Here is a 24,007-nt window from a genome sequence, read left to right as displayed (position 1 = left end):
GACAGGTGGGGGAACAGATGGGGGGAACTGCTCTGCCGTCAGCAGCGGAACACTTGAAGTGCCGCTGGAGCGTGGGCTGTCGAGGGTCTCGACAGGGGGAAATCGCCGGTTGCGACCCGCTCGGGCGCGGTCGCCGGCTCCTGAGCCGACAGCGGGCGCTCGGGCCCCTCGGGGGCGAAGTCGACGGCGCGGTGCCGGTCGCGGGTGCGCAGGGGACCGGTCGGGTCCCCGACGTGGTTGCAGTGGCGCTTGCCGGATGCTTCGACGCGCGCCGCCTTGCCGGAGAGCTTGGTTCCGGTCTGAGCTTTGGCCTTGGCCTGACGGACTGTGTGCGCGGTTGCGAATTCCTCGGTTGATGCGAAGAAGGGGAGCGCGAGAAGGACGGCAGTGAGGGCCGCCAGCACGGTCCGTACCGTCGCACCTCGGAACATGCGCCCCCCTCTCGGCAGTTCACGCTTCTAGTCCAGACCAACCACTGGTCAATGACTGGTCAAGAAACACCTTAGCTCGGCAAAGTTGTTTGCAGGGTTAACTTAACGTTTCCAGCTGAAGAGAGGCTGAAGCGCGGCGGGTCGTGGCGCGAACCGGCTCTTGATCTTGCGTATTCGATGCGTTAGAAGCGCCTCAGGCGCCCTCGACCAGGCCCTTCGCGTCGCGCGCCAGCGCGGTGAGCCGGGATATCGCGCGGAAGTACTTCTTGCGGTAGCCCCCGTTCAGCATCTCCTCGCTGAACAGCCGGTCGAAGGGCAGCCCGGAGGCCAGCACCGGCACCTCGCGGTCGTAGAGGCGGTCCGCGAGCACCACGAGCCGAAGCGCCGTCGACTGGTCCGGCACCGGCTGGACGTCCGTGAGGCACACCGCCTTCACGCCGTCGGTCAGGGCGCCGTACCGGCTCGGGTGGACCTTGGCGAGATGCGCCAACAGGCTCGGGAAGTCGTCGAGCGAGGCGCCCTCGGTGGCGTACGCCGCCTTGCCGACCTCCTCGTCGGTGAACGGCGCCGGCGCCTCGGGCAGTCCGCGGTGGCGGTAGTCCTCGCCGTCGATGCGCAGGGGGCGGAAGCGTGCGGCGAGGCCCTGAATCTCGCGCAGGAAGTCGGCGGCCGCGAACCGGCCCTCGCCGAGCTTGCCCGGCAGGGTGTTGGATGTGGCGGCGAGCGCCACGCCCGCGTCGACCAGCTTGCCGAGCAGGGTGGAGACCAGGACGGTGTCGCCCGGGTCGTCCAGCTCGAACTCGTCGATGCACAGGAGGCGGTGGCCGGAGAGCGTCTGGACCGTCTTCTGGAAGCCGAGGGCGCCGACCAGGTTGGTCAGCTCGACGAAGGTGCCGAAGGCCTTGAGGGAGGGTTCGGCGGGGGTGGCGTGCCAGAGCGAGGCCAGCAGGTGGGTCTTGCCGACGCCGTAGCCGCCGTCGAGGTAGACGCCGCGCGGGCCTGTCGGGGTCTTGGCCTCCTTCGCCTTCCCGAACGCCTTTCCGAAACCGAGGAAGCCGCGCTTGCCGCCGCCGACCGCGTGTGCGCCGGACAGGCCCGCCGCGAAGCCCGCGAGGACCCGGACGGCCTCGGTCTGGCTGGGCTGGTTCGGGTCCGGGATGTACGTGTCGAAACGCACCGAGTCGAACCGCGGCGGCGGCACCATCTCGGCGACCAGCCGGTCCGCGGGGACGTGCGGCTCACGGTCGCACAGGGAGAGCGGGGCGGTGTCGGCCATGGAACCGAACCCGGACGCGGCGGGGGAAGTAGACACGGTTCACCATGCTAAGGGCCGTGCCACACTGCACGACATGCGACGCCTGTTCCCTGTGACCGACGAGACAGAGACCCGGAGCCCGGAGGGGGCCGACCACGAGTGGGGCCTCGCCGAGCTGGCCGCCGCCTACGCGTATCCCGAGCTCGGGCCCGGCCCCGGGACCCCGGAGGTGTGGCTGCGCGCCAACATGGTGTCCACGATCGACGGGGCCGCCCAGCACGACGGCCGTTCGCAGCCCATCTCCACCGCGACCGACATGCGGATCTTCGGGACGCTGCGGGCGCTGGCGGACGTGGTGATCGCCGGCGCGGAAACGGTCCGCCAGGAGGGGTACCGACCCGCCCGCGTGCGGGACGAGTTCGCGCAGCTGCGCGAGGCGGCCGGACAGGGCCCGGTCCCGGCGATCGCGGTGATCACCGCGAGCCTGGACCTGGACTTCTCCCTCCCGCTGTACACCTCGCCCCAGGTGCCCACCCTGATCCTCACGGGCGCCGCGGCCGCCCCGGACCGGATCGCCGCCGCCGAGAAGGCGGGCGCGCGCGTGGTGATCGCCGGGGACGGCGTCGGCGTGGACCCCGCGCGGGCGGTACGGGTGCTCGCCGAGCTGGGACACACCCGGCTGCTGACCGAGGGCGGCCCCCGGCTGCTCGGCCAGCTGGTGGCCGCCGAAGTGCTCGACGAACTCTGTCTGACCCTGTCCCCGATGCTCACCGCGGGGGACGCGCAGCGGATCGCCGGGGGGCCGTCGGTGGCGGTGCCGGCACGGTTCGCGCTGGACTCGCTGCTGGAGGAGGACGGATTCCTCTACAGCAGGTACCGCAGGGCTTGACCGCCCGGACGCGGGTTCGATCGGTACCGCTGACGTCGACATCGGTTGGAATCTGGCGTTCCGCTTAGCTTGCGGCGGGCACACTCAATCCGGCAGTACCGTGCGACCACGGGGCAGGATGGTTTCCGCAGAGCGTAGAGAAGGGGACGCACGGTGTTCACAAGCGTTTTGATGATCGAGAAGGCTCTGACGTCCGCCGATGTGGAGTTCGTCACCACCTTGCACGGTGACGAGTCGGTCGCGTTCCACGTGCTGCTCCAGCCGCGGGGGGATCAGGCCGACCGCCTGCTGCGGGCCATCGACGACGTGGCGCTGGGCGAGCTGGACGAGGCCGTACGCGAGCGGGAGACCCCCGAGGGTGAGGCCGCGAAGGGTGTGGGGGAGCGGGCCCTGGAGGTCTCCCTGCAGGCGCTCAGGGCGTCCGGGAGCGAGGCGGAGGGGCGGCTCATCGAGGACCACCCCCTGGACGCGCTGAAGTCCCTGGTCGACGAGATCGGCGCGGACGAGGTGATCGTGCTCACCGATCCCCACTACGTGGAGGAGTTCTTCCACCGGGACTGGGCGTCGAGAGCGCGGCACAAGGTGGGCGTGCCGGTGCTGAAGCTGTTTTCGCACAGCAAGGAGTAAGGGAGCAGGGGCCGGGCGCGCTCGCCGTAGGCAATAAGCTGGGGTCTTCGCCGTAGCCGTATGCACAGGGAGACACCACATGGCCCCCGGCCTTCCTACCGCCATGGACCGACCGCACTTCATCGGGATCGGTGGGGCCGGGATGTCGGGGATCGCGAAGATCCTCGCGCAGCGCGGGGCGAAGGTGGCCGGCAGCGACGCCAAGGAGTCCCCGACCGTCGAGGCGCTGCGGGCGCTGGGCGCGACCGTGCACATCGGGCACGCGGCGGAGCACCTGGCCTCCGACGCCACCTGTGTGGTCGTGTCGTCGGCGATCCGGGCCGACAACCCGGAGCTGGCGCGGGCGGCCGAGCTCGGCATCCCCGTGGTGCACCGCTCCGACGCCCTCGCCTCGCTGATGGACGGCCTGCGGCCGATCGCGGTCGCCGGTACCCACGGCAAGACCACGACCACGTCGATGCTCGCCGTCTCGCTGAGCGCACTGGGCCTGAAGCCGTCGTACGCGATCGGCGGCGACCTGGACGCCCCCGGCTCGAACGCCCTGCACGGCGAGGGCGAGATCTTCGTCGCCGAGGCGGACGAATCCGACCGCAGCTTCCACAAGTACGCCCCCGAGGTCGCGATCGTCCTCAACGTCGAGCTCGACCACCACGCCAACTACGCGTCGATGGACGAGATCTACGCCTCCTTCGAGACGTTCGTGGACCGCGTCACCGAGGGCGGCACGCTGGTGATCTCGGCGGATCACGAGGGCGCGCGGGAGCTGACCCGGCGCGTCACCGCGTGTGACGTGAGGGTGGTGACCTACGGAGACGCCGAGGACGCCGACGTGCGCGTGCTGTCGGTCGTCCCGCAGGGGCTGAAGAGCGAGGTCACCGTGGAGCTGGACGGCTCGCCGCTCACCTTCACCGTGTCCGTGCCCGGCCGCCACTACGCGCACAACGCGGTGGCCGCGCTGGCGGCGGGCGTCGCACTGGGTGTCCCGGCCGCCGAGCTGGCTCCCGCCCTGGCCGCGTACACCGGCGTCAAGCGACGCCTGCAGCTCAAGGGCGAGGCGGCCGGGGTGCAGGTCATCGACTCCTACGCCCATCACCCCACCGAGATGACGGCGGACCTGGAGGCCATGCGGGCGGCGGCCGGTGACGCCCGCATCCTGGTCGTCTTCCAGCCCCATCTGTTCTCGCGGACGCAGGAGCTCGGCAAGGAGATGGGCCAGGCGCTCGCGGCGGCGGACGGCTCGCTGGTCCTGGACATCTACCCGGCCCGCGAGGACCCGATCCCCGGGGTGACGAGCGAGCTGATCATCGCGGCGGCGCGGGCCGCGGGCGCGGACGTGACGCCGGTCCACGACACGGCGGACGTGGCGTCGGTGGTCGCGGGAATGGCGAAGGCCGGTGATCTCGTTCTCACCATGGGCGCGGGTGACGTGACGGACCTCGGCCCGCTGATTCTGGACCGTCTCGCGAAGTAAGGGGCTGAGCTTCATGTCGTACGACATCGAAAAGCCGGACGAGCAGTGGCGTGCGGAGCTGACCCCGGCCGAGTACGCCGTACTCCGCCAGGCCGGGACGGAGCCCGCCTTCACCGGCGAGTACACCAACAGCAAGACCACGGGCGTGTACTCCTGTCGCGCCTGTGGGGCCGAGCTCTTCACCTCCACCACGAAGTTCGAGTCCCACTGCGGCTGGCCGTCCTTCTACGACCCGAAGGACACCGACGCGGTCGAACTGATCCAGGACCGCTCCCACGGCATGGTCCGCACCGAGGTCCGCTGCGCCCGCTGCGGCTCGCATCTCGGCCACGTGTTCGAGGGTGAGGGGTATCCGACGCCCACCGACCAGCGGTACTGCATCAACAGCATCTCGTTGCGGTTGACGGCGGACGAGGACTGACGGAGCGGTACCGGTCACGCTTCCTCCGGACGCCACCGATCAACTCCGGCCATGTGAGCCCTCTTTGTGATGCGGTGCCGGGCGCGCGGGCGGGATACGGTGCGGACTCGGTGATCCAGAGGGAGGCCCGATGCGTGTCGGGGGAGTGTCCGAGGTCCGGCCCGTGGCGGAGTTGCTGGTCGAGAACGCCTCGCGATACGGCGGGAAGCTCGCGTTCGCCGACGACCGGCGGGCGCTGAGCTGGGCCGAACTGGAGCTCCGCACAAGGCGGTTGGCGGCTGCGCTGGACGTCGGGCGCGGCGCCAGGGTGGCGTTCTGCCTCGACAACAGCGTGGAGCTGGTCGAGGGTTTGCTCGCCACGGTCCGAGCCGCCGCCGTGGGTGTGCCGTTGAGCCCGCGCGGGACCCACGCCGAACTCGCGGCGCTGCTCGCGGACTGTGATCCGGAGGTACTGGTCGTCGACCGGCGGCAGTTGGCCCGGATCGCCAGTGTGGTCGGGGAGCGGTCGCCGCGACTGGTGGTGACCGGGGAGGGACCGGTGCCGGAGGGGGTCGTGCACTTCGACGACCTCGTGGCGGACGGCCGTTCACCCGAACCGCGCGACGACCTCGGTCTGGACGCGCCCGCCTGGCTGCTCTACACCTCCGGTACCTCGGGCACGCCCAGGGCCGCCGTCGCCAGTCAGCGGTCCGCGCTCTGGTCGCCGGTCGCCTGCTACGTGCCCCGGCTGGGGCTGGCGGCGGACGACCGGCTGCTGTGGCCGTTGCCGCTCGCGCACACCTACGCCCACTCGCTCTGTGTCCTCGGTACGACCGTGGCAGGCGGCAGCGCGCGCATCACCGCGGTGCGGGAACCGGCCGCGCTGTTACGGCTCATCGACGAGTTCGCTCCGACGGTTCTGGGCGGAGTCCCCCTCACCTACCAGCAGTTGCTCGACGCCGGACTTGGCCACGTGCCCTCGCTGCGGGTGTGTGTCACCGCCGGGGCGCCGAGCGAGCCGGAGCTGCGGGAGCGGGTCGAGGAGCGGCTCGGGGCGCCCCTGCTCGACGGGTACGGCAGCACCGAGACCTGCGGCAAGATCGCCATGGAGTCGCTGGCGGGGCCGCGGGTGCGGGGGAGCAGCGGGGCGGTGCTGCCCGGCATGGAGGTGCGGCTCGCCGACCCCGGGACCGGGCAGGAGGCCGTCGGCGCCGAAGGCGAGATCTGGGTGCGCGGGCCCGGCGTCATGCTCGGCTACCACGACGGGGGCGCGGTGGCCGGGGAGGGCTGGTACCGCACCGGTGACCTGGGGCGGTTCGGTGAGCACGGAGCTCTGACCGTCACGGGACGCGTGAACGACCGGATCGTGCGCGGCGGCGAGAACGTCGACCCCGTCGAGGTCGAGCAGGTGCTGCGCGGACTGCCCGGAGTGCTGGACGCGGCGGTGGTGGCGCGGCCGCACCCCCTGCTCGGAGAGGCCCCGGTCGCGTTCGTCGTACCGGGGGAGCGGGGCCTCGACACGGGCGCTCTGCTGCGGGCGTGCGCCGAGGTGCTCTCCGCGCACAAGGTGCCCGACGACGTCCTGTTCACCCCGGCCATCCCACGCACCGCGGCCGGCAAGCCACGGCGGGCCGTCCTCAGGGAGGGCCTGGCCGCGCGCCCGGCCGAGGAGACCCTCGCGGGCCTCGCCGACCGCACCCCGGCGGAGCGGCGGGCGGCAATGACCGAGCTGGTGTGCGCCGAGACGGCGGCGATCGGAGGGGCGGAGGCCGTCGGCGAGCCGGGCGCTTCCGACGGGTCGGTGGTCGCCGGTATGCCCGCGCTCGCCCCGGCGGCCGGCGGCCAGGCGCCCGTCACCGATGCGGCGGCGATCGACCCCCACACCGCCTTCGCCGACCTCGGTCTCACCTCCATGGGCGCGATGAACCTGTGGCACCGGCTCAGCCTCCGCACCGGACTGCGGCTGCCCGCCACTCTGGTCTGGGACCACCCCACCCCGGCCGCGCTCGCCGCCCACCTGGACGAGCGCCTCCACGGCGGCTCCCGCGAGACGGCACAGCCGCGCCGCGGCCCCGCCGCGGAGCCGATCGCGATCGTGGCCGTCGGCTGCCGTTACCCGGGCGGGGTGCGCTCGCCCGAGGACCTCTGGCGGCTGGTGTCCGACGGTGTGGACGCCACCGGCGAGTTCCCGGCCGACCGGGGCTGGGACGTCGACGCCCTGTACCACCCCGACCCCGACCGGCTCGGGACGACCTACACCCGACGCGGCGGTTTCCTCACCGACGCGGCCGACTTCGACCCGTTGTTCTTCGGTATCTCGCCGCGCGAGGCCACGGCCACGGACCCGCAGCACCGGCTGCTGCTGGAGGTCGCCTGGGAGACGCTGGAGCGTGCGGGCATCCCCGCGCCCTCGCTGCGCGGCAGTGCCACCGGCGTCTACGTCGGTCTGATGCACGGCGGATACGGCGCCGGGGCGTCGCAGCACCCGCTGGAGGCGCACCTCGGTGCCGGGTCGGCGGGCAGCGTGGCCTCCGGACGGATCTCCTACGTGCTGGGCCTGCGCGGCCCGGCCCTGACCGTCGACACGGCCTGCTCTTCCTCCCTCGTCGCCATGGACCTGGCCGCCGCGGCGCTGCGCGCGGGCGAGTGCACCCTCGCGCTGGCCGGCGGCGTGACCGTCCTGGCCAGTCCCAAGCCGTTCGTGGTGTTCAGCCGGCAGCGCGGGCTGTCGGCGGACGGGCGCTGCCGGTCCTTCGCGGACGGCGCGGACGGCACCGCGTGGGCCGAGGGGGTCGGCCTGGTGCTGCTGGAGAAGCTGTCCGACGCCCGGCGCAACGGCCACCCGGTCCTGGCGGTGCTGCGGGGCTCCGCCGTGAACCAGGACGGCGCGTCCAACGGCCTCACCGCGCCGAACGGCGAGGCCCAACGGGAGCTGATCCGGCTGGCGTTGGCCGACGCCGGACTCCGCACGGCCGACGTCGACGCCGTCGAGGGCCACGGCACCGGGACCGCGCTCGGCGACCCCATCGAGGCGGGCGCCCTGCTGGCCACCTACGGCCGCGACCGCGACCCGGACGACCCCGTCTGGCTGGGCTCGGTCAAGTCGAACTTCGGGCACACCCAGGCCGCGGCCGGAGTGGCCGGCGTCATCAAGATGATCGAGGCGATGCGCCACGGCGAACTGCCCAGGTCCCTGTACGCGGAGCAGCCGTCGTCGCACGTCGACTGGTCCGACGGGGCGGTACGGCTGCTGGACCGGGCCAGGCCCTGGCCGCAGCGGGACCGGCCGCGCCGGGCGGCGATCTCCTCGTTCGGGATCGGCGGGACCAACGCGCACGTGATCATCGAGGAGCCGGAGGAAGCCGAGGAGGAATCCCGGAACGTCCGCTCCGGCCCGCACACCATCGCCCCCTGGCTCGTCAGCGGCAGCGACGAGGCCGGACTCCGGGCCCACGCGCGGGAGTTGGCAGCGGCTCTCGCCGACGTGGAAGGTGACGCGGACGCCCTGGATGTCGCGTACTCGCTCGCCACCACCCGGACGCCGCTCCAGCGCCGCGCCGCCGTACTGGCCGCCGACGCCGGTGGACTCCTCGCCGGAATACGGGAGTTGGCCGACGGCGCCGACGGCTCCGCACTGCGCAAGGGCACCGCGCGCGGCACCTCCAAGGTGGCGCTGCTCTGCGCGGGCCAGGGTACCCAGCGGACCGGCATGGGCCAGGAACTGGCCGCCGCCTTCCCCGCGTTCGCCAAGGCGTTCACCGAACTGTGCGACGCCTTCACCCCGTTCCTGGACCTCCCCCTGCGCGAGGTGATCGACGACCCCGACAGCGACCTCCTGCACCGCACCGACTGCGCGCAGCCCGCCCTGTTCGCCTACGAGGTCGCGCTGCACACCCTCCTCGCCGACTGCGGGGTACGGCCGGACTTCCTCGTCGGCCACTCGATCGGCGAACTGGCCGCCGCCCACATCGCGGGCGTCTTCTCGCGGTCCGACGCGGTACGGCTGGTGGCCGCGCGGGGTCGGCTGATGGCCGGACTCCCCACGGGCGGCGCGATGTTCGCCGTACGGGCTCCCCTGACGGACGTGGTGAAACGGCTCGACGAAGTCCCCGGTGCCCCGGTCGCCGTCGCGGCGGTCAACGGTCCCGAGTCCGTGGTGCTGTCCGGTGCCGAGGACGCGGTGTCCGCGCTGGCGGCTCGACTCGGGCGGACGGCAACCAGGTTGCAGGTCAGCCACGCCTTCCACTCGCCGCTGCTGGACCCGATGCTGGAGGAGTTCCGCAGGGTCGCCGAGTCGGTCACCTATCACCGGCCGTCCCTGCCGGTGGTGTCGACGCTGACCGGCCGCCCGGAGCCGGACGCGATCCGGACCCCGGACTACTGGGTGCGGCAGGCACGCGAGACCGTGCGGTTCGCCGACGCGGTGCGGTGGCTGGCGCGGGCGGGGGTGACGGCGTACGTGGAGGCCGGACCGTCGGCGGCACTGAGCGCGGCGGCCGAGGAGTGCGTCGAGCCGGGCTCCGGGGCCCTGTTCACGGTCGGTGCCGAGACGGCCGTGGCCCTGGCGGAGCTGCATGTCCATGGCGTGCCGGTGGACTGGCGGGCTGTGTACGCCGGGACCGGCGCGCGGCGGCGGCCGTTGCCGACATACCCCTTCCAGCGGCAGCGCTACTGGCTCGACGTGCGGGGCAACGACAGCGGTGACGACCGGAAGCTGGTCGGACCGGCGCAGCCGGACGCCGACGGGCCCCGGACCCGGTACAGCGGTGTGCTGTCCACCGCGCGGCAGCCCTGGCTCGCGGACCATGTGATCGGCGACCGGGTGCTGGTCCCCGCGACGGTCTTCGCCGAGCTGGCGCTCCGGGCGGCCGGGGCAGGCGCGGCGGAGGGCTCGCCACGACTGTCCGAGCTGGTCCTCCACGAGCCGCTGGTGCTGCCCGCGTCGGAGCGGGTGCCGATCCAGGTGGTCGCGGACACCCCCGATCAGGAGGGGAACCTCCCGGTCACCGTGTGGGCACGCACGGGCACGACGTGGACCCGCCATGCCGAAGCGTCGGTCGCCGCGGCCGGTACGCCGCCCGCCGCCGCTCAGGACACGCCCTGGCCGCCCGCCGGCGCCGAGGAGCTCGCCGTCGACTACGCGCGGCTCGCCGCGTACGGCCACCACTACGGCAGGGCGTTCCGCGCGGTCACCAGGCTCTGGCGGCGTGGCGCCGAGACGTTCGCGGAGCTGGCACTTCAGCCGCAGGAGGCGGCGGAGGCCGGCTCGTACGCCCTGCATCCCGCGCTGTTCGACGCGGCCCTGCACGCCGCGCTGCTGGCCGAGGGGCCGGGCGAGGCGCGGGTCCCGCTCGCCTGTACCGGAGTGAGCGTGCACGCGACCGGCGCCACCGCCGCGAGGGCGCGTCTGGAGCGGCTCGGACCCGACGAGGTACGGGTGACGCTGACCGGCGTGGACGGGCGGCCCCTGGCCACCGTCGAGTCGCTGGTCACCCGGGTGGTGCAGGTCCGGCCCACCGAGCTGTACAAGCCGGCCTGGCGGCCCGCCACAGAAGCCGGACACACCGACACGGAGTACGAACTGCTCGATACGGCGCACCTGTCGACCGGGTCCTGCGCGGACCTGCCGGGCCGGGCCCGGGACCTCGTCACGGCCGTCCTCGCCCGCGTACGCGACTGGGTCGCCGGTCCCCGCCAGGGTCGTCTGCTGGTACTCACCCACCACGCCACCGGGGACGACCCGGATCCGGCGCAGGCCGCGGTGGCCGGGTTCCTGCGCAGCGCCCAGTCCGAGCACCCCGGCCGGATCGTGCAGGTCGACCTCCGCGGCGGTACCGCCACGCCCGCGGCACTGGGCGCGGCCCTGCGCACCGGCGAACCCCAACTCGCCCTGCACGAAGGCGCGGTCCTGGTGCCCAGGCTGGTCACCGCCGGCCCTGCGAGTGCCCCGCCACCCGCCCTCGACCCCGACGGGACCGTGCTGATCACCGGCGGTACGGGTGCGCTCGGCGCGAGCCTCGCCCGGTATCTCGTGGCCGAACACGGGGCACGGCACCTGCTGTTGGCGAGCCGCGGCGGCCGTACTCCCGACTGGGCGGCCGAACTGCCCGCGGACATAAGGGTGGTGGCCTGTGACGTGAGCGACCGGGCGGCCGTCGACGCGCTGGTCGAGTCCTGCAGCCCACCTCTCACCGGGGTGTTCCATCTGGCCGGAGTGGTGGCCGACGCTGTGGTGGACGGCATGACGCCGGAGCGGGTGGCCGAGGTGCTGGCGCCCAAGGCGGACGCCGCCTGGCATCTGCACGAGGCGACCGAGAACCTGGGGCTGTCCGCGTTCGTGCTGTACTCCTCGGCCGCCGGTGTGCTGGGCCGGCCGGGACAGTCCAACTACGCGGCGGCCAACGGCTTCCTCGACGCGCTGGCCGAGTACCGGGCCGCCCGCGGGCTGCCCGCGCAGTCCCTCGCGTGGGGCCCCTGGACCACCACGCACGGCGAGGGCATGGCGGGCCGGGTCGCGCCGCACCTGCCGGACGAGGGCGCGGTGCCCGCCGTCACCGAGCAGGCGGGCGTCGAACTGCTGGACTCCGCCCTGCGCACGGCGGAACCGGTGCTGGTGCCCGTCCCGTTCGCCCGCGCTACGGCGAGGGGCTCGACCCTGCCGCCGGTGCTCGCCGACCTGCTCCCGGCGCGCCCTGCACCGGTCGCCGCGGCACCGGCGGCCGACCAGGCACCCGGTGCCTGGCGCAAGAGGCTCGCGGGGACTCCCGAGGGCGACCGTGCCGGCGTGCTGGCCGGTCTGCTCCGCGCCGAGCTGGCCGCGGTGCTCGGCTTCCCGGACGCGGACGCGTTCCCCGCCGACCGGGAGTTCGGACAGCTCGGCTTCGACTCGCTGACGGCCCTTCAGTTCCGCAACCGGCTCAGCGCGTTCACGCGGGTGCGGCTGGCCCCGACGGTCGTCCTCGAGCATCCGACGCTGGAGGGGCTGTCGGCGCACCTCCTCGAGGCGTTGGGGGAGGCGGGCGCGTTGCCGGAGCCGGAGGAGACGGAGGGCACTCCGGTGACGGAGCCGGAGGTTCACGTACCGCCGTCCGCCTACCGGTTCAGCACCCTCTACCACCGCGTCCTGGGCGAGCGGGGCCCGCTGGAGGCGATGACCCTGCGGTACGTCGCCTCCTACGCCCTGCCGTCCTTCACCGCGGCCGATCGTGCCCGGCATGCCGTCGGGCCCGTCCGGCTCGCCCGGAGCGGCACCGGAGGAAGTGCCGCCGCGCTCGCCTACATCCCCGACTACCTCGCACCCTTCCAGCGTGTCCCGGCCGGACTGGCCCGGCAGTTCGCCGGGGAGCGGGACCTGTACCTGCTGGAGCACCCCGGATTCGGGGCCGGCAGGGCGGTGCCCGACTCGATGGAGACGCTGGCGCGAGCGCACGCCGACGCGGTGCGGGAGATCGCCCGGGGCGGCCCCGTGGTCCTGGTCGGCTATTGCGCGGGCGGGGTGATCGCGCACGAGGTGGCCCGCCGGCTGGCGACCGCCGGAGAACCGCCGGCCGGTGTCGTCCTGATCGACTCCCACGCGGGCCTGCTCCAGCGCGGTGACGCGCGCGCGCTCGCCCTGATGGCGGCCGGAGCCGCCCTGCCGGAGGACGTGGTCGCGGAGTTCGACGACTCGTTGCTGATCGCGGGCGGTGGCTACGCGCGCGTTCTCGAGGGATGGCACCCCGAGCCGCCCCCCGAGTCGTCCCCCGTGCCGACGCTGCTGCTGCGCGGCCGGCCGACCGCCGAGATGCGGAGCATCGACCCCGAGGGGGACTGGCTGCCGCACTGGCCGCTGCCCCACGACATCGCGGACGTCCCCGGCGACCACTATTCCGTCGTCCACCAGGACGCCGACTCCACGGCCGCGGCGATCCGCGCCTGGCTGCCCGCGTAGACACACGATCCGTGCAACCCCCCGACCGAGAACTGGAGTTCCCGATGGACCCCGAGTACGACCTGATCGTCGTCGGTGGCGGGCCGGCCGGCTCGACCGCCGCGGCCGCCGTGGCGATGCGCGGGCACCGGGTGCTGCTGCTGGAGCGGGAGACCTTCCCGAGGTACCAGATCGGCGAGTCGCTGCTGCCGGCGACCGTGCACGGCCTGTGCGGCATCCTCGGTGTCGCCGAGGAGGTCGCCGAGGCCGGATTCACGCTCAAGCGCGGTGGCACACTGCGCTGGGGGCGCGACCCGAAGCCGTGGCAGTTCTCCTTCTCCATGACGCCCCGGCTGCCCGAACCCACGGCGACCGCCTTCCAGGTGGAGCGCTCCCGGTTCGACGAGATCCTGCTGCGCAACGCCGCCCGCGTCGGCGCCGAGGTGCGGGAGGGCAGCACGGTGCGCCGGGTCGTCGCCGACGACGAGCGGGTGCGCGGGGTCGAGTACACCGACGGTGACGGCAATGCCCGTACCGCCTACGGCCGTTACGTCATCGACGCGTCCGGCAACACCAGCCGGGTGCACTCCGGGGTGGGCGGGAGGCGGGTGTACTCGGACTTCTTCCGCAACCTCGCCGTGTTCGGGTACTTCGCGGGCGGACGTCGGCTCCCCGAGCCGAACAGGGGCAACATCTTCTGTGCCGCGTTCGACGCCGGCTGGCTCTGGTACATCCCGCTGCGCGACGACCTGACCAGCGTCGGCGCCGTGATCTCGCCCGAGCACACCGCCGCCGTCCAACGGGATCCGAGGGCCGCCTGGCAGGACATGATCCGGGCCTGCCCGGAGGTCGCCGAGCTGCTCGACGGAGTGCCGGCCGCGACCGAGCCGCCGTACGACCGGGTGCGGGTGCGCAAGGACTGGTCGTACTGGAAGACGTTCTTCTGGACGCCCGGCATGGCGCTCGTGGGTGACGCCGCCTGCTTCGTGGACCCGGTGCTGTCGTCCGGTGTCCATCTGGCCACCTACGGCGCCCTGCTGGCGGCCCGCGCGGTCAACTCGGCACTCGACGGCAGTGTGCCCGAGGAGCGCGGCTTCGCCGAGTTCGAGGCGCGATACCGGCGTGAGTACGGGGTGTTCTACGAGTTCCTCATCGCCTTCTACGACATGGAGCGCAACGACGAGTCCTACTTCTGGTCCGCGAAGAAGGTCACGAAGGTCGACAGCACCGAGGTGGCGGCCTTCGCCGAGCTGGCGGGTGGACTGGTCTCGGGTGACTCGGCGGTGCTGGGGCCGGAGCGGCTCGGGGACCACTGGAGTGCCGCGGCGGCCGAACTGGACGGCGCGGTGGGCCGGTTGGCGACCACGGACGACCGGGTGAACCCGCTGCTGTCCACGCGGGTCGTCGGCGAGACCTTCCGGACCGGCAACGATCTCCAGGAGCAGGCGCTCTACGGCGGCCCTCTGGACGACACCGGTCCGGCGGGCACGGGTCACCTCGTCGCCTCCGCGGACGGGCTGGGCTGGGACACGGCTTGAGGAACGGCCGCCCAGCCGGGCGATGAATGACCGAACCATTGGTATGTTGACTTTCGGCTGGACGAGCCAGAAGATTCCGGGGGTGACCCACACCGAGCGCCAGCCTGCCCGCACCGCCCTGCCCGTCGACCTCGACGAGGCCGCACACCGCTGTCTCGTCGCCGGGTTCGAGGGCACCACGGCCGTCCCCGACACCCTGAAGCGGCTCATCGACCGCGGTCTCGGCGGAGTCATCCTGTTCACCCGCAATGTGCGCGACGCGGAACAGGTGCGCCGGCTCACCGACACGCTGCGAGCACTGAGGCCGGACCTGCTGATCGCCATCGACAACGAGGGCGGCGGCATCGGGCACCTGGTCGCGGCGGGCGCCCCGGAGGTCCCCGGCTCCTACGCCCTCGGCGTCGTCGACGACCCGGACCTCACCGCCCGCTGCGCCGACGCCCTCGCCGGACATCTGGCCACGCTGGGCATCACGGCCTCCTACGCCCCTGTCGCCGACATCCAGCGACAGGCCGACAACCCGATCGTGCGCACGCGGGCCTTCGGTACCGGGCCCGAGCTGGTCTCCCGGCACCTGAGCGCCTGGATCGCGGCCACCGGGGCGCGAGGCATCGCCTCCTGCGCCAAGCACTTCCCCGGGCACGGCGGCACCCTCACCGACAGCCACCACGAACTCGCCGTCGACCCGCGGCCGTACGACGAACTCGACCTCGGCCCCTTCCGCGCCGCGATCGCCGCGGGTGTGCCGATGCTGATGAGCGCGCATGTCGTCTTTCCGGCACTGGACCCCAACCGGCCGGCCACGCTCAGCCGGCGCATCCTCGGGGATCTGCTGCGGCACGAGCTCGACTTCGACGGGGTGCTGGTCAGCGACGCGCTGGAGATGAAGTCGATCGCGGACGTGTACGGGGAGGCCGCGGGGGCGCGGATCGCCCTGGCCGCCGGAGCGGACCAGGTCATCGTCGCCGTGGCGGATCTGGGGGTGACTCTGGAGTGCCGGGACGCCGTGCTCGAGGCGTTGCGGGACGGGGTGCTGGGCGAGGAACGGGTGCGGGAGGCGGCGGGGCGGGTTCAGCGGCTGGTCGAGCGGTATGCGACGCCGGCCGACGAGGTCGCCGTATGGGACGAAGGGGCGGGGCTGGAGGCGGCTCGGCGGGCCCTGCGGGGACAGGTTTCGCCGGGTGCCGTGTCCGGGGCGCATGTCGTGGACCTGTTTCCGACGCCGCATCCGGCGTTGAACTGGGGTGGGGAGGATCTGCTGACCGCGGTGCTCGCGGTTGATCCGACGGCCACGGGGACGGCGGTGGCCGGGGAGCCGGTTGATCCTTCCGCACTCGTCGACGTGATTCTGGCCGAGGCCGGGGAAGCGCCGCTGGTGGTGGCCACGTCCGATGCGGGCCTGTACCCCTGGCAGGCCCGCATGCGGGATGAGCTGGTGGCCCGGCGGCCGGGGGTGGTGCGGGTCGCGACGGGGCTGCCGGAGGGGGGCGCGTTGTGTTCTTACGGGCGGGGGAAGGTCAATTTGCGGGCGGTGGCTGAAGTGCTGGTGGGAGCGCGGTGATTCGTCTGCGGGCCGGTGGGGGCTGGTCGCGCAGTTCCCCGCGCCCCTAAACGCCCTCACGTTCACGGGATCCGGATGAGCTCCTCGATGCCCCTCGCCGCCAGGTGGCTTTCGTCGTCTGCCTGCGCCGCCAGGATCACTGCTGGGCGGACGCCCTGCTGGCGCAGTCGCATCCACTCGTCGAAGTAGACCCCGCCCGGGCCGGAAATCGAGCGCGTGGACGGAGTGCAGTCCAGGACCAGAGCCGTGGCCCGGGGGTCCGCGATCAATGGCTTGGCCCGAAGTTCCGCCACCGTGGCCGCCACGGCCTCCGCGATCGGCTTGGGCCGCCCCTCCGCGTCGAACAACCCCAGCGTGTACTCCAGCTCCGGAAAGTCCGCCAGCGAGCGGTCCACGTCATGGGAGCACCACCACGTCACGCCCCACAGGTTCTCGCAACCCGACGCGTTCAGGATGGTCTCGCGGGCGAAGTGCGGGGCGTCGGCGGCCGGGATGTGGGGTTCGGGAGCGCCGGTTTCCTGGACCCAGACGGTGCGGGCCGGGTCCTCGGCGTAGGCCTTGGCCAGTTCCGTGCCGTATTCGGCGAGGTGCAGGACCTGCGGGGAGCGGGGGCCGTAGAGGCTCGCGCAGCCGCCGGAGAAGACCCACGGGTGGACCGTGGTCAGGTCTCCCTTGCGGGCCGAGGCCTCCGGGGTGAAGGGGTGGTCGTCGCCGTACCAGGCCGCGTCGTACGCGGAATGGGTGACCAGGCCCTCGGAGCCCAGGCCGTCGCGAGCGGCGGCCAGCAGGGTGTCCAGGTAGTGGTCGACCTCCGCCACCGTCGCCGGGTTGTGCTCGATGAGGTTGTTGAGCTCGTTGCCCAGCTGGAGTCCGATGACGTTCGGGCGGCCGGTGAGGGCACGGCCGAGGGTGCGGAGCAGGCCCGCCTGGGCGTCGATCGCCTCCGGGTCGGTGAAGACGTTGCGGTGATGCCAGCTGCGGGTCCACTCCGGGTAGAAGTCGAAGCTCGACAGATGGCCCTGCACGCCGTCCACCAGGACGTCGAGGCCCGCCTCGGCCGCCAGGTCGACCAACTGTGCCAGCTGGTCCACGGCGGCGGTGCGGATCAGCGTGCGGTTGGGCTGCAGGAGCGGCCAGAGGTGGAAGACCCGGACGTGGTCGAGGCCGAGCCCGGCTATCTGGGCCAGATCCTCGCGGGCGCGACCCGGATCGAAGTCGTGCCAGGCGTGGAACCAGCCGTGGCGGGGCGTGTAGTTGACGCCGAAGCGGAGCGTGGGAATGGGATCCTCCTCGGGCCGGGCCCTTGTCCTGCGCGAATGTATCAATCACCATAGTCGTCGATGGGTAATGATTTGAACCAAGATTTGGTCGTCGGCCTCGACGCCGGGGGCACCCGCACCCGCGCGGTCCTCGCCGCCGCCGACGACGGGCGCGTGCTGGGCGAGAGCACCGGCGGTCCGGGCAACGCCATGACCGTGCCGGTTCCGCAGCTCACTGACCACCTCGCCGAGGCGCTGGCCCGGGTGGTGCCCGAGGGCGCGCGGTCCCGGGTCGTGGCCGTGACCGGCGGTTTCGCGGGCGCCACGGCGGCCTCCGCGGAGGACCCCGGCACCTCCAGGGCCCGCACGGCCCTCACCGAGGCCCTGGGCCGCCTCGGCATCCCGATCGGCCGGGTGGGCGTCTGCAGCGACATCGAGGCCGCCTTCGCCGCCGCCCCCGGCACCCCCTCCGACGGCCTTGCCCTGGTCGCGGGCACGGGCGCGGTCGCCATGCGCATCACCGACCGTCACGCCGCGACCACGGTGGACGGCGACGGCTGGCTCCTCGGTGACGAGGGCAGCGGCTTCTGGATCGGGCGCAGCGCGGTCCGCGCGGCCCTGCGCATGGCCGACGGCCGCGGCCGTCCGACCGTCCTCGCCGGCTGGGTCGGCCGCACCCTCGGCCTGCCGGTCGACGTCCTCCCGAAGGGCTCAATCCCTTCGTACGACCGAGGCGGTACCGCTCTGCCGAGCGGTACCGGCGCCCACCCCACCGGCGTCCCCGGCTGGTCATCCGCCCGGCGTGAGGACTTCCGCCGCCATCTGCTGCCCGCCGTCATGGCCGATCCGCCGATCCGGCTGGCCCGCTTCGCCCCGCTGGTCGCCGACGCGGCCGCCGAGCAGGACGCCGTGGCCGAGACGATCCTGAGCGAGGCGGCGGAGCACCTGCTGGAGACCGTACGGGCACTGGAACCGCGCCCCGGTGAACGGATCGTCGCCACGGGCGGCCTGCTCGGTCCCCGGGGTCCGCTCACGACCCCGCTGGCCGAACGGCTCCACACCCACGGCCTCAGCCTGGACTGGGTGGCCGACGGCTGTCCCGGCGCGGTCGCCCTGGCACGGCTGGCGCACCCGTCATGAGCGATGCCGTCTACCGCGACCCCACCGCACCCGTGGACGCCCGCGTCCGTGACCTCCTGTCCCGGATGACCCTGCGCGAGAAGGTCGGCCAGCTCAACCAGCGCATGTACGGCTGGGACGCCTACCGCCGCACCTCCGACGGCGGCTTCGAACTCACCGAGGCCCTGCACGCCGAGACCGACCGTTTCGAGGGACTCGGTGCCCTGTACGGCCTCCAGCGCGCCGACGCCTGGTCCGGCGTGGATCACGGGAGCGGACCCGGCGCGCAGGACGGAGCCGCCCTCGCCGAGCTGGTCCAGCGGCATGTCGTGGGCCGGAGCCGGCTCGGCATCCCCGCCCTTTTCGTCGAGGAGGTCCCGCACGGCCTCATGGCCCTCGACGGCACGGTCCTCCCGGTCAACCTGGCGATCGGCGCCACCTGGGACCCCGACCTCCACGAGCGCGCCGCCGCGCACGCCGCCGCCGAACTCCGTGCCCGCGGCGGCCACGTGGCCCTCGTCTCGGCGCTGGACATCGTCCGCGACCCGCGCTGGGGCCGTACGGAGGAGTGCTTCGGCGAGGACCCGTACCTGGCCGCCCGGCTGACGGAGGCGCTGGTCCGGGGAATGCAGGGTGCCCCGGACGACGACGTCTTCGCCGCCGACAAGGCTCCTGTCGTCCTCAAGCACTTCGCCGGCCAGGGTGCCACCGTCGGTGGCCGCAACTCCGCCGAGTCCGAACTCGGCCTGCGTGAACTGCACGAGATCCACCTCCCCGCCGCCCGGGCCGGTGTCCGGGCGGGCGCCGCCGCCGTCATGGCCGCATACAACGAGGTCGACGGGATGCCCTGCTCCGGCAACCGCGCCCTGCTCACCGGGCTGTTGCGCGAGGACTGGGGCTTCGACGGGCTGGTCATGGCGGACGGCCTGGCCGTCGACCGGCTGGCGCGGATCACGGGGGACAAGGTCTCCGCGGGTGCTCTCGCCCTCGACTCCGGTGTGGATCTGAGCCTTTGGGACGAGGGCTTCACCCATCTGGAGGAGGCCGTCGAGCGTGGTCTGGTGAGCGAGGAGACCCTCGACACCGCCGTCGCCCGCGTGCTGCGGCTCAAGTTCCGGCTGGGCCTCTTCGAACAGCAGGACGCGACGGCCCGCCCGCCGGCCGGCGGTGCGGCGATCAGCAGGGAGGCCGCGCGGGCGGCCGTCACCCTGCTGCGCAACGACGGCGTGCTGCCCGTCGGCGCGCATGTCTCACGGATCGCCGTTCTCGGGCCCCAGGCCGCCACCACCGCACACCAGTTGGGCGACTACACCGCCCCGCAGCGCCCCGGCACCGGCAGCAGCGTCCTCGACGCCCTGCGCCGCCTCGCCCCGCCCGGCCTGGAGATCCGCCACGCCCCCGGCTGCGCCCTCACCGGCGACGACCTCTCCGGGATCCCCGAGGCCATCGCCCAGGCCGCCGCGTCCGACCTGGCCGTCCTGGTGCTGGGCGGCAGCAGCGCCCGTACTCCCGAGACCGAGTTCGACGCCAACGGGGCCGCGCGCAAAGCCGTGTCCGAGATGACCTGCGGCGAGGGAGTCGACCTGGCCGGACTGCGGCTCGGCACGGCCCAGTACGCGCTCCTGGACGCCGTCGTCGCGACCGGCACGCCCACGGTGGTCGTCCTGGTCCAGGGCCGTCCACACCTCGTCCCCGACACCGCCGACGCGCTGCTCACCGCCTGGTATCCGGGCCCGTGGGGCGGCGAGGCGATCGCCGGGGTCCTGCTCGGACTCACGGAGCCGGCGGGCCGACTGCCGGTCTCCGTCCCGCGCTCGGCGGCCCAACTCCCCGTTTACTACAACCACAAGGACACCGAGTACGGCGGATACGTGGACGAGAGCGCGCAGCCGCGGTACTCCTTCGGGCACGGGCTGTCGTACACGAGTTTCGCCTACGGCACGCCACGACCCATGGGTCTCACGGTCGAGGTCGATGTCACCAACACCGGCCAGCGGTACGGGCGTTCGGTCGTCCAGGTCTATCTGCGCCGCCTGCTCACCCCCACCTGGCCGCGCACCCTCGAACTGTGCGCGTTCGAGGGTGTCGGCCTGGCTCCGGGTGAGCGTCGTACGGTCTCGCTGACCCTGGACCCCGAGCAGCTCGCCCCTTCCAGGACGGTCGAGATCAGGGTCGCCGCGTCAGCCGGGGAGGCGCTCGGCGCGCAGGGTCACAGCTTGACGGCCCCTGACGAGACACCCTTGTAGAACCACCGCTGGGTGATCACGAACAGCACCAGCACCGGGATCACGGAGATCACCGAGCCGGCCATGACCATCCGCTGGTCGTAGCCGAACGAGGAGCTCTGCAGGCGGGAAAGTCCCAGCGTCAGCGTCATGTTGGTCTCGGAGCGCAGCACGATCAGCGGCCACAGGAAGTCGTCCCAGGCGCTGATGAAGGTGTTGATGACGACCACCAGGATCGCGCCCCACGCGGACGGCAGATACAGGTGCCGGAAGCGCTGCCACTCGTTCGCGCCGTCGAGCATGGCCGAGTCCTCGATCTCGCGCGGGACCGCGAGGAACGCGCCGCGCATGAGGAGGACGTTGATGGCGCCGACGAACCCGGGCAGCCACACGCCGGCCAGGTTGTCGACCAGGCCCATGTCCCGGATGCTCAGGAACAGCGACACCATGATCGACTCGAAGGGGAACATCATCGAGGCGATCAGGACCACCCAGACCGCCTTGCGGCCCTTCCAGCCGGGCTTGGAGAGCATGTAGCCGGCGGTGGTGGAGAAGACCAGCTGGCTGGTGACCGACAGGGCGACCACGATCAGGCTGTTCCTGATGTACGTGCCCACCGGCACCTGGTCGAAGATGGTCCGGTAGGCCCGCAGGGTCGGATGGTGGGGCAGCAGGGTGGCGTTCGCGCCGAAGACGTCCTCGCCGGTGCTCTTCAGCGAGGCGAGGAGCTGCCAGAGCAGCGGGCCGACGGTGAGGCCGAGGACCAGGAGCAGCAGCAGATAGCGGACGACGAGCTCGCGGGGGCGGCCGTAGTCCCGCCAACGCGGCATCAGGCGGCGGCGCTTGGGTGCGACAGCGGTCGTCATGCCTCGTCCTCCTTCGTCAGGCGCTGCGCCAGCAGGGTCAGCCCCAGCGTCAGCAGGAACAGGGCCACGCTGACGGCCGAGCCGTACCCCGCGTTGCCGGTGATCGGGTCCAGGCCGACGTCCCGGATGTAGAAGGGCAGGGTGCGGTCGGCGCCGCCTGGGCCGCCGGTGGCGCTGCCGAGCATGTAGATCTCGGTGAAGACCCTGAGCGATCCGATGCCGGTGAGGGTGCCGACGAGCATCATGGCCTGCCGTACACCGGGCACGGTGATGTGCCAGAAACGGCGGGCCGCTCCGGCGCCGTCCATGGCGGCGGCCTCGTGGAGCTCCTTGGGGACGTTCCCGAGGGCGGCCAGGTAGAAGACCATGTACCAGCCGAGGCCCTTCCACAGGGTCAGGCCCATCGCGGACAGCAGGATCAGCCACGAGTCCGACAGGAACGGGACGGCCGACCTGATCAAGTGGGCCTTCTCCAGCCAGGTGTTGACCAGTCCGTCGTCGGCCAGCAGCCACTGCCAGCTCAGACCGACGACCACGCTGGAGGCCAGCACCGGTGTGTAGAAGGCGGACCGGAAGAAGCCGATGCCCGGCAGGTTCTTCTCCACCAGCACGGCGAGCAGCAGCGGCAGCAGCACCATCAGCGGTACGACGATCAGCGCGTACAGGATGCTGTTGCGGGTCGCCAGCCAGAAGTCCGAGTCGTCCAGCATCCGCGTGTAGTTGTCGAGTCCGACGAAACGGTACGCGCCGCCCAGCGGCTTGGCGTTGGTGAACGACAGCAGCATGGTGTTGAGGAACGGGAACACCCCGAAGATCACCGCGCAGGCGATCGCGGGCGCGGTCCACAGCCAGGGCAGCCACCAACGGCGGTACATGGCAGCGCCGTTGGCGCCGGGGGCGGGTCCCGGCAGGACGGCCCTGGCGAGTCGGCGGGCGCGGGAGGGGGCCGGGCCCGGTGCGGAGACCTTCGCCTCCGCACCGGGCACGGACACCGGGTTCGTGGTGTGCGTCGCCGCCATCAGCTGCTCTGCTTCAGCATCTCGTTGGCCTTCTCCTGGGCGTCCTTCACCGCGTCCGCCGCGCTCTTCTTGCCCTGCATGGCCAGCTGCACCTGGGCGACGATGGCGTTCTGCATGGCCGAGGAGATGTTGGTCTGGTAGGCGGTGGCCGTCTTCAGCTGCTCGGCGACCAGCTTGCGGGCCTGCGCGAACGGGTCGTCACCGGTGACCTTCTGGAAGAACGGGTCGTCCAGCGAGGCCGAGGTCGTCGGGAAGATCACCACCTTCGGGTCCTTGCACCAGGCCGTCTGGTTCTCGGCGTTGGTGAGGAACTCGGAGAACGCCAGCGCCGTGGGGGCGTTCTTGCTGGTCGCCGCGGTCGCGATGTACTGCGGGGCGCCGGTGGTGTGGCCGAGCGCGTCGAAGGGCTGCTGGCCGACCGCGGTCTTGTCGTAGACCGAGGGGCTGTTCTGCTGCACGAAGCGCACGAAGCTCGGGTTGGTCGAACCGTAGGCGACCTTGCCCTGGCTGTAGAGCGTGGAGGGGTCGTTGCTGGAGGACAGTGAGTCCTTCGGCATCGCGCCCTCCTTGTACAGCTTGCTCATCCACTCGACCCACTGGACGGTGCGCGGGTCGTCGGCGAAGACGGCGGACTTGCCGTCGGCCGAGAGCGTCTTGATGTTCATCTGGTCCCAGTCGGCCGGGATCCGCCACACCGGGTTGGCCATCGTCGCGTAGTACTTGCCCTTGGCCGCCTTGGCGACCTTCTCGTAGTCGGCGAACAGCCCGAAGACGGTCGTCGGCGGCTTGGCCGGGTCGATACCGGCCTGCTTCAGCAGATCGGTGTTGTACGTCAGGAGGATCCCGCCGGTGTACCAGGGCAGGACGGTGTGGACCGACGCGCCGGAGGGGTCCTTCATGACGCTGGACTTCCAGAAGGCCGGGACGAAGGGCTTGGCGGCGTCGGGGTCCTTGACGCCCACGTTCAGCAGGTAGCCGGCCTTGGTGAGGGAGGTCGCGGTGGGGGAGTCGACGTTGAGGACGTCCGGCAGGGTGCAGGCCTGGGCGTCGGCGACCGTGCGCTGGCCGAACGTCGAGTCGCCCGGGTCGTCGATCCACTTGACCTTGGTGCCGGGGTGGGCCGTCTCGAAGTCCTTGATCACTCCGTTGAAGAAGTCCCCGAAGTCCTTCTTCAGGTTGGTGGTCTGGAAGGTGATGTCGCCCTTGACCTCGCCGGTGAGCTTCCCCGACCCGACGTTGCCCTTGTCGACCTTGCAGCCGCCGGCGGTGGCGTCACCGCTGTCGGATCCTCCGCCGGACAGGCCGCAGCCGGCGGCTGTCAGCGACAGAACGGCGAAACAGGTCAGGGTGCGGGTCAGTCTCTTTGCGCGCATGTGATGCCCTCCACGGCTGGTTCAATGAACCAACTCCGACTCCGATTGATGAAAAGGTGGACCAG

The 24,007-nt window shown here is 72.4% G+C and carries 15 protein-coding genes; 9 read left to right on the top strand and 6 right to left on the bottom strand.

Features of this window, described 5'->3' with window-relative positions; all coding sequences use genetic code 11:
• Positions 1 to 38: 38 nt before the first annotated feature.
• A complete protein-coding gene (locus OG841_RS11525) occupies positions 39 to 431 on the bottom strand; it encodes a hypothetical protein (RefSeq protein WP_328641492.1) in 393 nt (130 codons plus the stop codon).
• A gap of 193 nt (positions 432 to 624) precedes the next feature.
• A complete protein-coding gene (gene zapE / locus OG841_RS11520; protein WP_328643681.1) occupies positions 625 to 1,707 on the bottom strand; it encodes a cell division protein ZapE in 1,083 nt (360 codons plus the stop codon).
• Positions 1,708 to 1,780: 73 nt separating this feature from the next.
• Between zapE and OG841_RS11515 the strand changes: the two genes are divergently transcribed.
• The 7 genes from OG841_RS11515 to OG841_RS11485 all read left to right on the top strand — a co-directional run bounded on the left by OG841_RS11515 (position 1,781) and on the right by OG841_RS11485 (position 16,081).
• Positions 1,781 to 2,575: a pyrimidine reductase family protein gene (locus OG841_RS11515; RefSeq protein ID WP_328641493.1), complete on the top strand. Its 795-nt coding sequence runs from the start codon at positions 1,781 to 1,783 to the stop codon at positions 2,573 to 2,575.
• Positions 2,576 to 2,746: 171 nt separating this feature from the next.
• Positions 2,747 to 3,202 carry a hypothetical protein gene (locus OG841_RS11510; protein WP_057611340.1) on the top strand — a complete coding sequence of 152 codons (456 nt, stop codon included), beginning with the start codon at positions 2,747 to 2,749 and terminating at the stop codon, positions 3,200 to 3,202.
• Positions 3,203 to 3,281: 79 nt separating this feature from the next.
• Complete coding sequence (gene murC, locus OG841_RS11505) at positions 3,282 to 4,673, top strand: UDP-N-acetylmuramate--L-alanine ligase (RefSeq protein WP_328641494.1); 1,392 nt, start codon at positions 3,282 to 3,284, stop codon at positions 4,671 to 4,673.
• Positions 4,674 to 4,686: 13 nt separating this feature from the next.
• Positions 4,687 to 5,094: a peptide-methionine (R)-S-oxide reductase MsrB gene (gene msrB / locus OG841_RS11500; RefSeq protein WP_328641495.1), complete on the top strand. Its 408-nt coding sequence runs from the start codon at positions 4,687 to 4,689 to the stop codon at positions 5,092 to 5,094.
• A gap of 130 nt (positions 5,095 to 5,224) precedes the next feature.
• Positions 5,225 to 13,003, top strand: a complete 7,779-nt coding sequence (locus OG841_RS11495) for an SDR family NAD(P)-dependent oxidoreductase (RefSeq protein WP_371564755.1) — start codon at positions 5,225 to 5,227, stop codon at positions 13,001 to 13,003.
• A gap of 44 nt (positions 13,004 to 13,047) precedes the next feature.
• Positions 13,048 to 14,520 carry a tryptophan 7-halogenase gene (locus OG841_RS11490; protein WP_371570654.1) on the top strand — a complete coding sequence of 491 codons (1,473 nt, stop codon included), beginning with the start codon at positions 13,048 to 13,050 and terminating at the stop codon, positions 14,518 to 14,520.
• A gap of 82 nt (positions 14,521 to 14,602) precedes the next feature.
• Positions 14,603 to 16,081 carry a glycoside hydrolase family 3 N-terminal domain-containing protein gene (locus OG841_RS11485; protein WP_371564753.1) on the top strand — a complete coding sequence of 493 codons (1,479 nt, stop codon included), beginning with the start codon at positions 14,603 to 14,605 and terminating at the stop codon, positions 16,079 to 16,081.
• A 62-nt stretch (positions 16,082 to 16,143) separates the two neighbouring features.
• On the opposite strand, the gene OG841_RS11480 is transcribed toward OG841_RS11485, so the two are convergent.
• Complete coding sequence (locus tag OG841_RS11480; protein ID WP_371564750.1) at positions 16,144 to 17,406, bottom strand: glycoside hydrolase 5 family protein; 1,263 nt, start codon at positions 17,404 to 17,406, stop codon at positions 16,144 to 16,146.
• Positions 17,407 to 17,421: 15 nt separating this feature from the next.
• Between OG841_RS11480 and OG841_RS11475 the strand changes: the two genes are divergently transcribed.
• On the top strand, positions 17,422 to 18,480 hold the full coding sequence (locus tag OG841_RS11475; protein WP_371564748.1) for an N-acetylglucosamine kinase: 1,059 nt from the start codon (positions 17,422 to 17,424) through the stop codon (positions 18,478 to 18,480).
• On the top strand, positions 18,477 to 20,705 hold the full coding sequence (locus OG841_RS11470; protein WP_365115457.1) for a glycoside hydrolase family 3 N-terminal domain-containing protein: 2,229 nt from the start codon (positions 18,477 to 18,479) through the stop codon (positions 20,703 to 20,705). Before OG841_RS11475 ends, OG841_RS11470 begins: the two co-directional genes overlap by 4 nt.
• Here OG841_RS11470 and OG841_RS11465 read toward each other — a convergent pair.
• The 3 genes from OG841_RS11465 to OG841_RS11455 are packed head-to-tail and all read right to left on the bottom strand — an operon-like array spanning position 20,669 to position 23,942.
• A complete protein-coding gene (locus OG841_RS11465) occupies positions 20,669 to 21,550 on the bottom strand; it encodes a carbohydrate ABC transporter permease (protein WP_365115455.1) in 882 nt (293 codons plus the stop codon). The genes OG841_RS11470 and OG841_RS11465 overlap by 37 nt on opposite strands.
• Entirely contained in the window at positions 21,547 to 22,569 is a 1,023-nt protein-coding gene (locus tag OG841_RS11460; RefSeq protein ID WP_328641503.1) for a carbohydrate ABC transporter permease, read from the bottom strand. The genes OG841_RS11465 and OG841_RS11460 overlap by 4 nt, the downstream gene beginning before the upstream one ends.
• On the bottom strand, positions 22,569 to 23,942 hold the full coding sequence (locus OG841_RS11455; RefSeq protein ID WP_365115453.1) for an extracellular solute-binding protein: 1,374 nt from the start codon (positions 23,940 to 23,942) through the stop codon (positions 22,569 to 22,571). Before OG841_RS11455 ends, OG841_RS11460 begins: the two co-directional genes overlap by 1 nt.
• Between the last annotated feature and the right edge of the window lie 65 nt (positions 23,943 to 24,007).

The organism is Streptomyces canus, from assembly GCF_041435015.1.
Lineage (GTDB): Bacteria > Actinomycetota > Actinomycetes > Streptomycetales > Streptomycetaceae > Streptomyces > Streptomyces canus_G.
Note: the sequence above shows the minus strand (reverse complement) of the source record. Positions and strands in the feature narration are given on the sequence as shown.

Coding starts and splice junctions, on each gene's coding strand:
- OG841_RS11525 (WP_328641492.1), bottom strand. CDS start 431: ATGTTCCGAGGTGCGACGGTACGGACCGTGCTGGCGGCCCTCACTGCC.
- zapE (WP_328643681.1), bottom strand. CDS start 1,707: ATGGCCGACACCGCCCCGCTCTCCCTGTGCGACCGTGAGCCGCACGTC.
- OG841_RS11515 (WP_328641493.1), top strand. CDS start 1,781: ATGCGACGCCTGTTCCCTGTGACCGACGAGACAGAGACCCGGAGCCCG.
- OG841_RS11510 (WP_057611340.1), top strand. CDS start 2,747: ATGATCGAGAAGGCTCTGACGTCCGCCGATGTGGAGTTCGTCACCACC.
- murC (WP_328641494.1), top strand. CDS start 3,282: ATGGCCCCCGGCCTTCCTACCGCCATGGACCGACCGCACTTCATCGGG.
- msrB (WP_328641495.1), top strand. CDS start 4,687: ATGTCGTACGACATCGAAAAGCCGGACGAGCAGTGGCGTGCGGAGCTG.
- OG841_RS11495 (WP_371564755.1), top strand. CDS start 5,225: ATGCGTGTCGGGGGAGTGTCCGAGGTCCGGCCCGTGGCGGAGTTGCTG.
- OG841_RS11490 (WP_371570654.1), top strand. CDS start 13,048: ATGGACCCCGAGTACGACCTGATCGTCGTCGGTGGCGGGCCGGCCGGC.
- OG841_RS11475 (WP_371564748.1), top strand. CDS start 17,422: ATGGGTAATGATTTGAACCAAGATTTGGTCGTCGGCCTCGACGCCGGG.
- OG841_RS11470 (WP_365115457.1), top strand. CDS start 18,477: ATGAGCGATGCCGTCTACCGCGACCCCACCGCACCCGTGGACGCCCGC.
- OG841_RS11465 (WP_365115455.1), bottom strand. CDS start 21,550: ATGACGACCGCTGTCGCACCCAAGCGCCGCCGCCTGATGCCGCGTTGG.
- OG841_RS11460 (WP_328641503.1), bottom strand. CDS start 22,569: ATGGCGGCGACGCACACCACGAACCCGGTGTCCGTGCCCGGTGCGGAG.
- OG841_RS11455 (WP_365115453.1), bottom strand. CDS start 23,942: ATGCGCGCAAAGAGACTGACCCGCACCCTGACCTGTTTCGCCGTTCTG.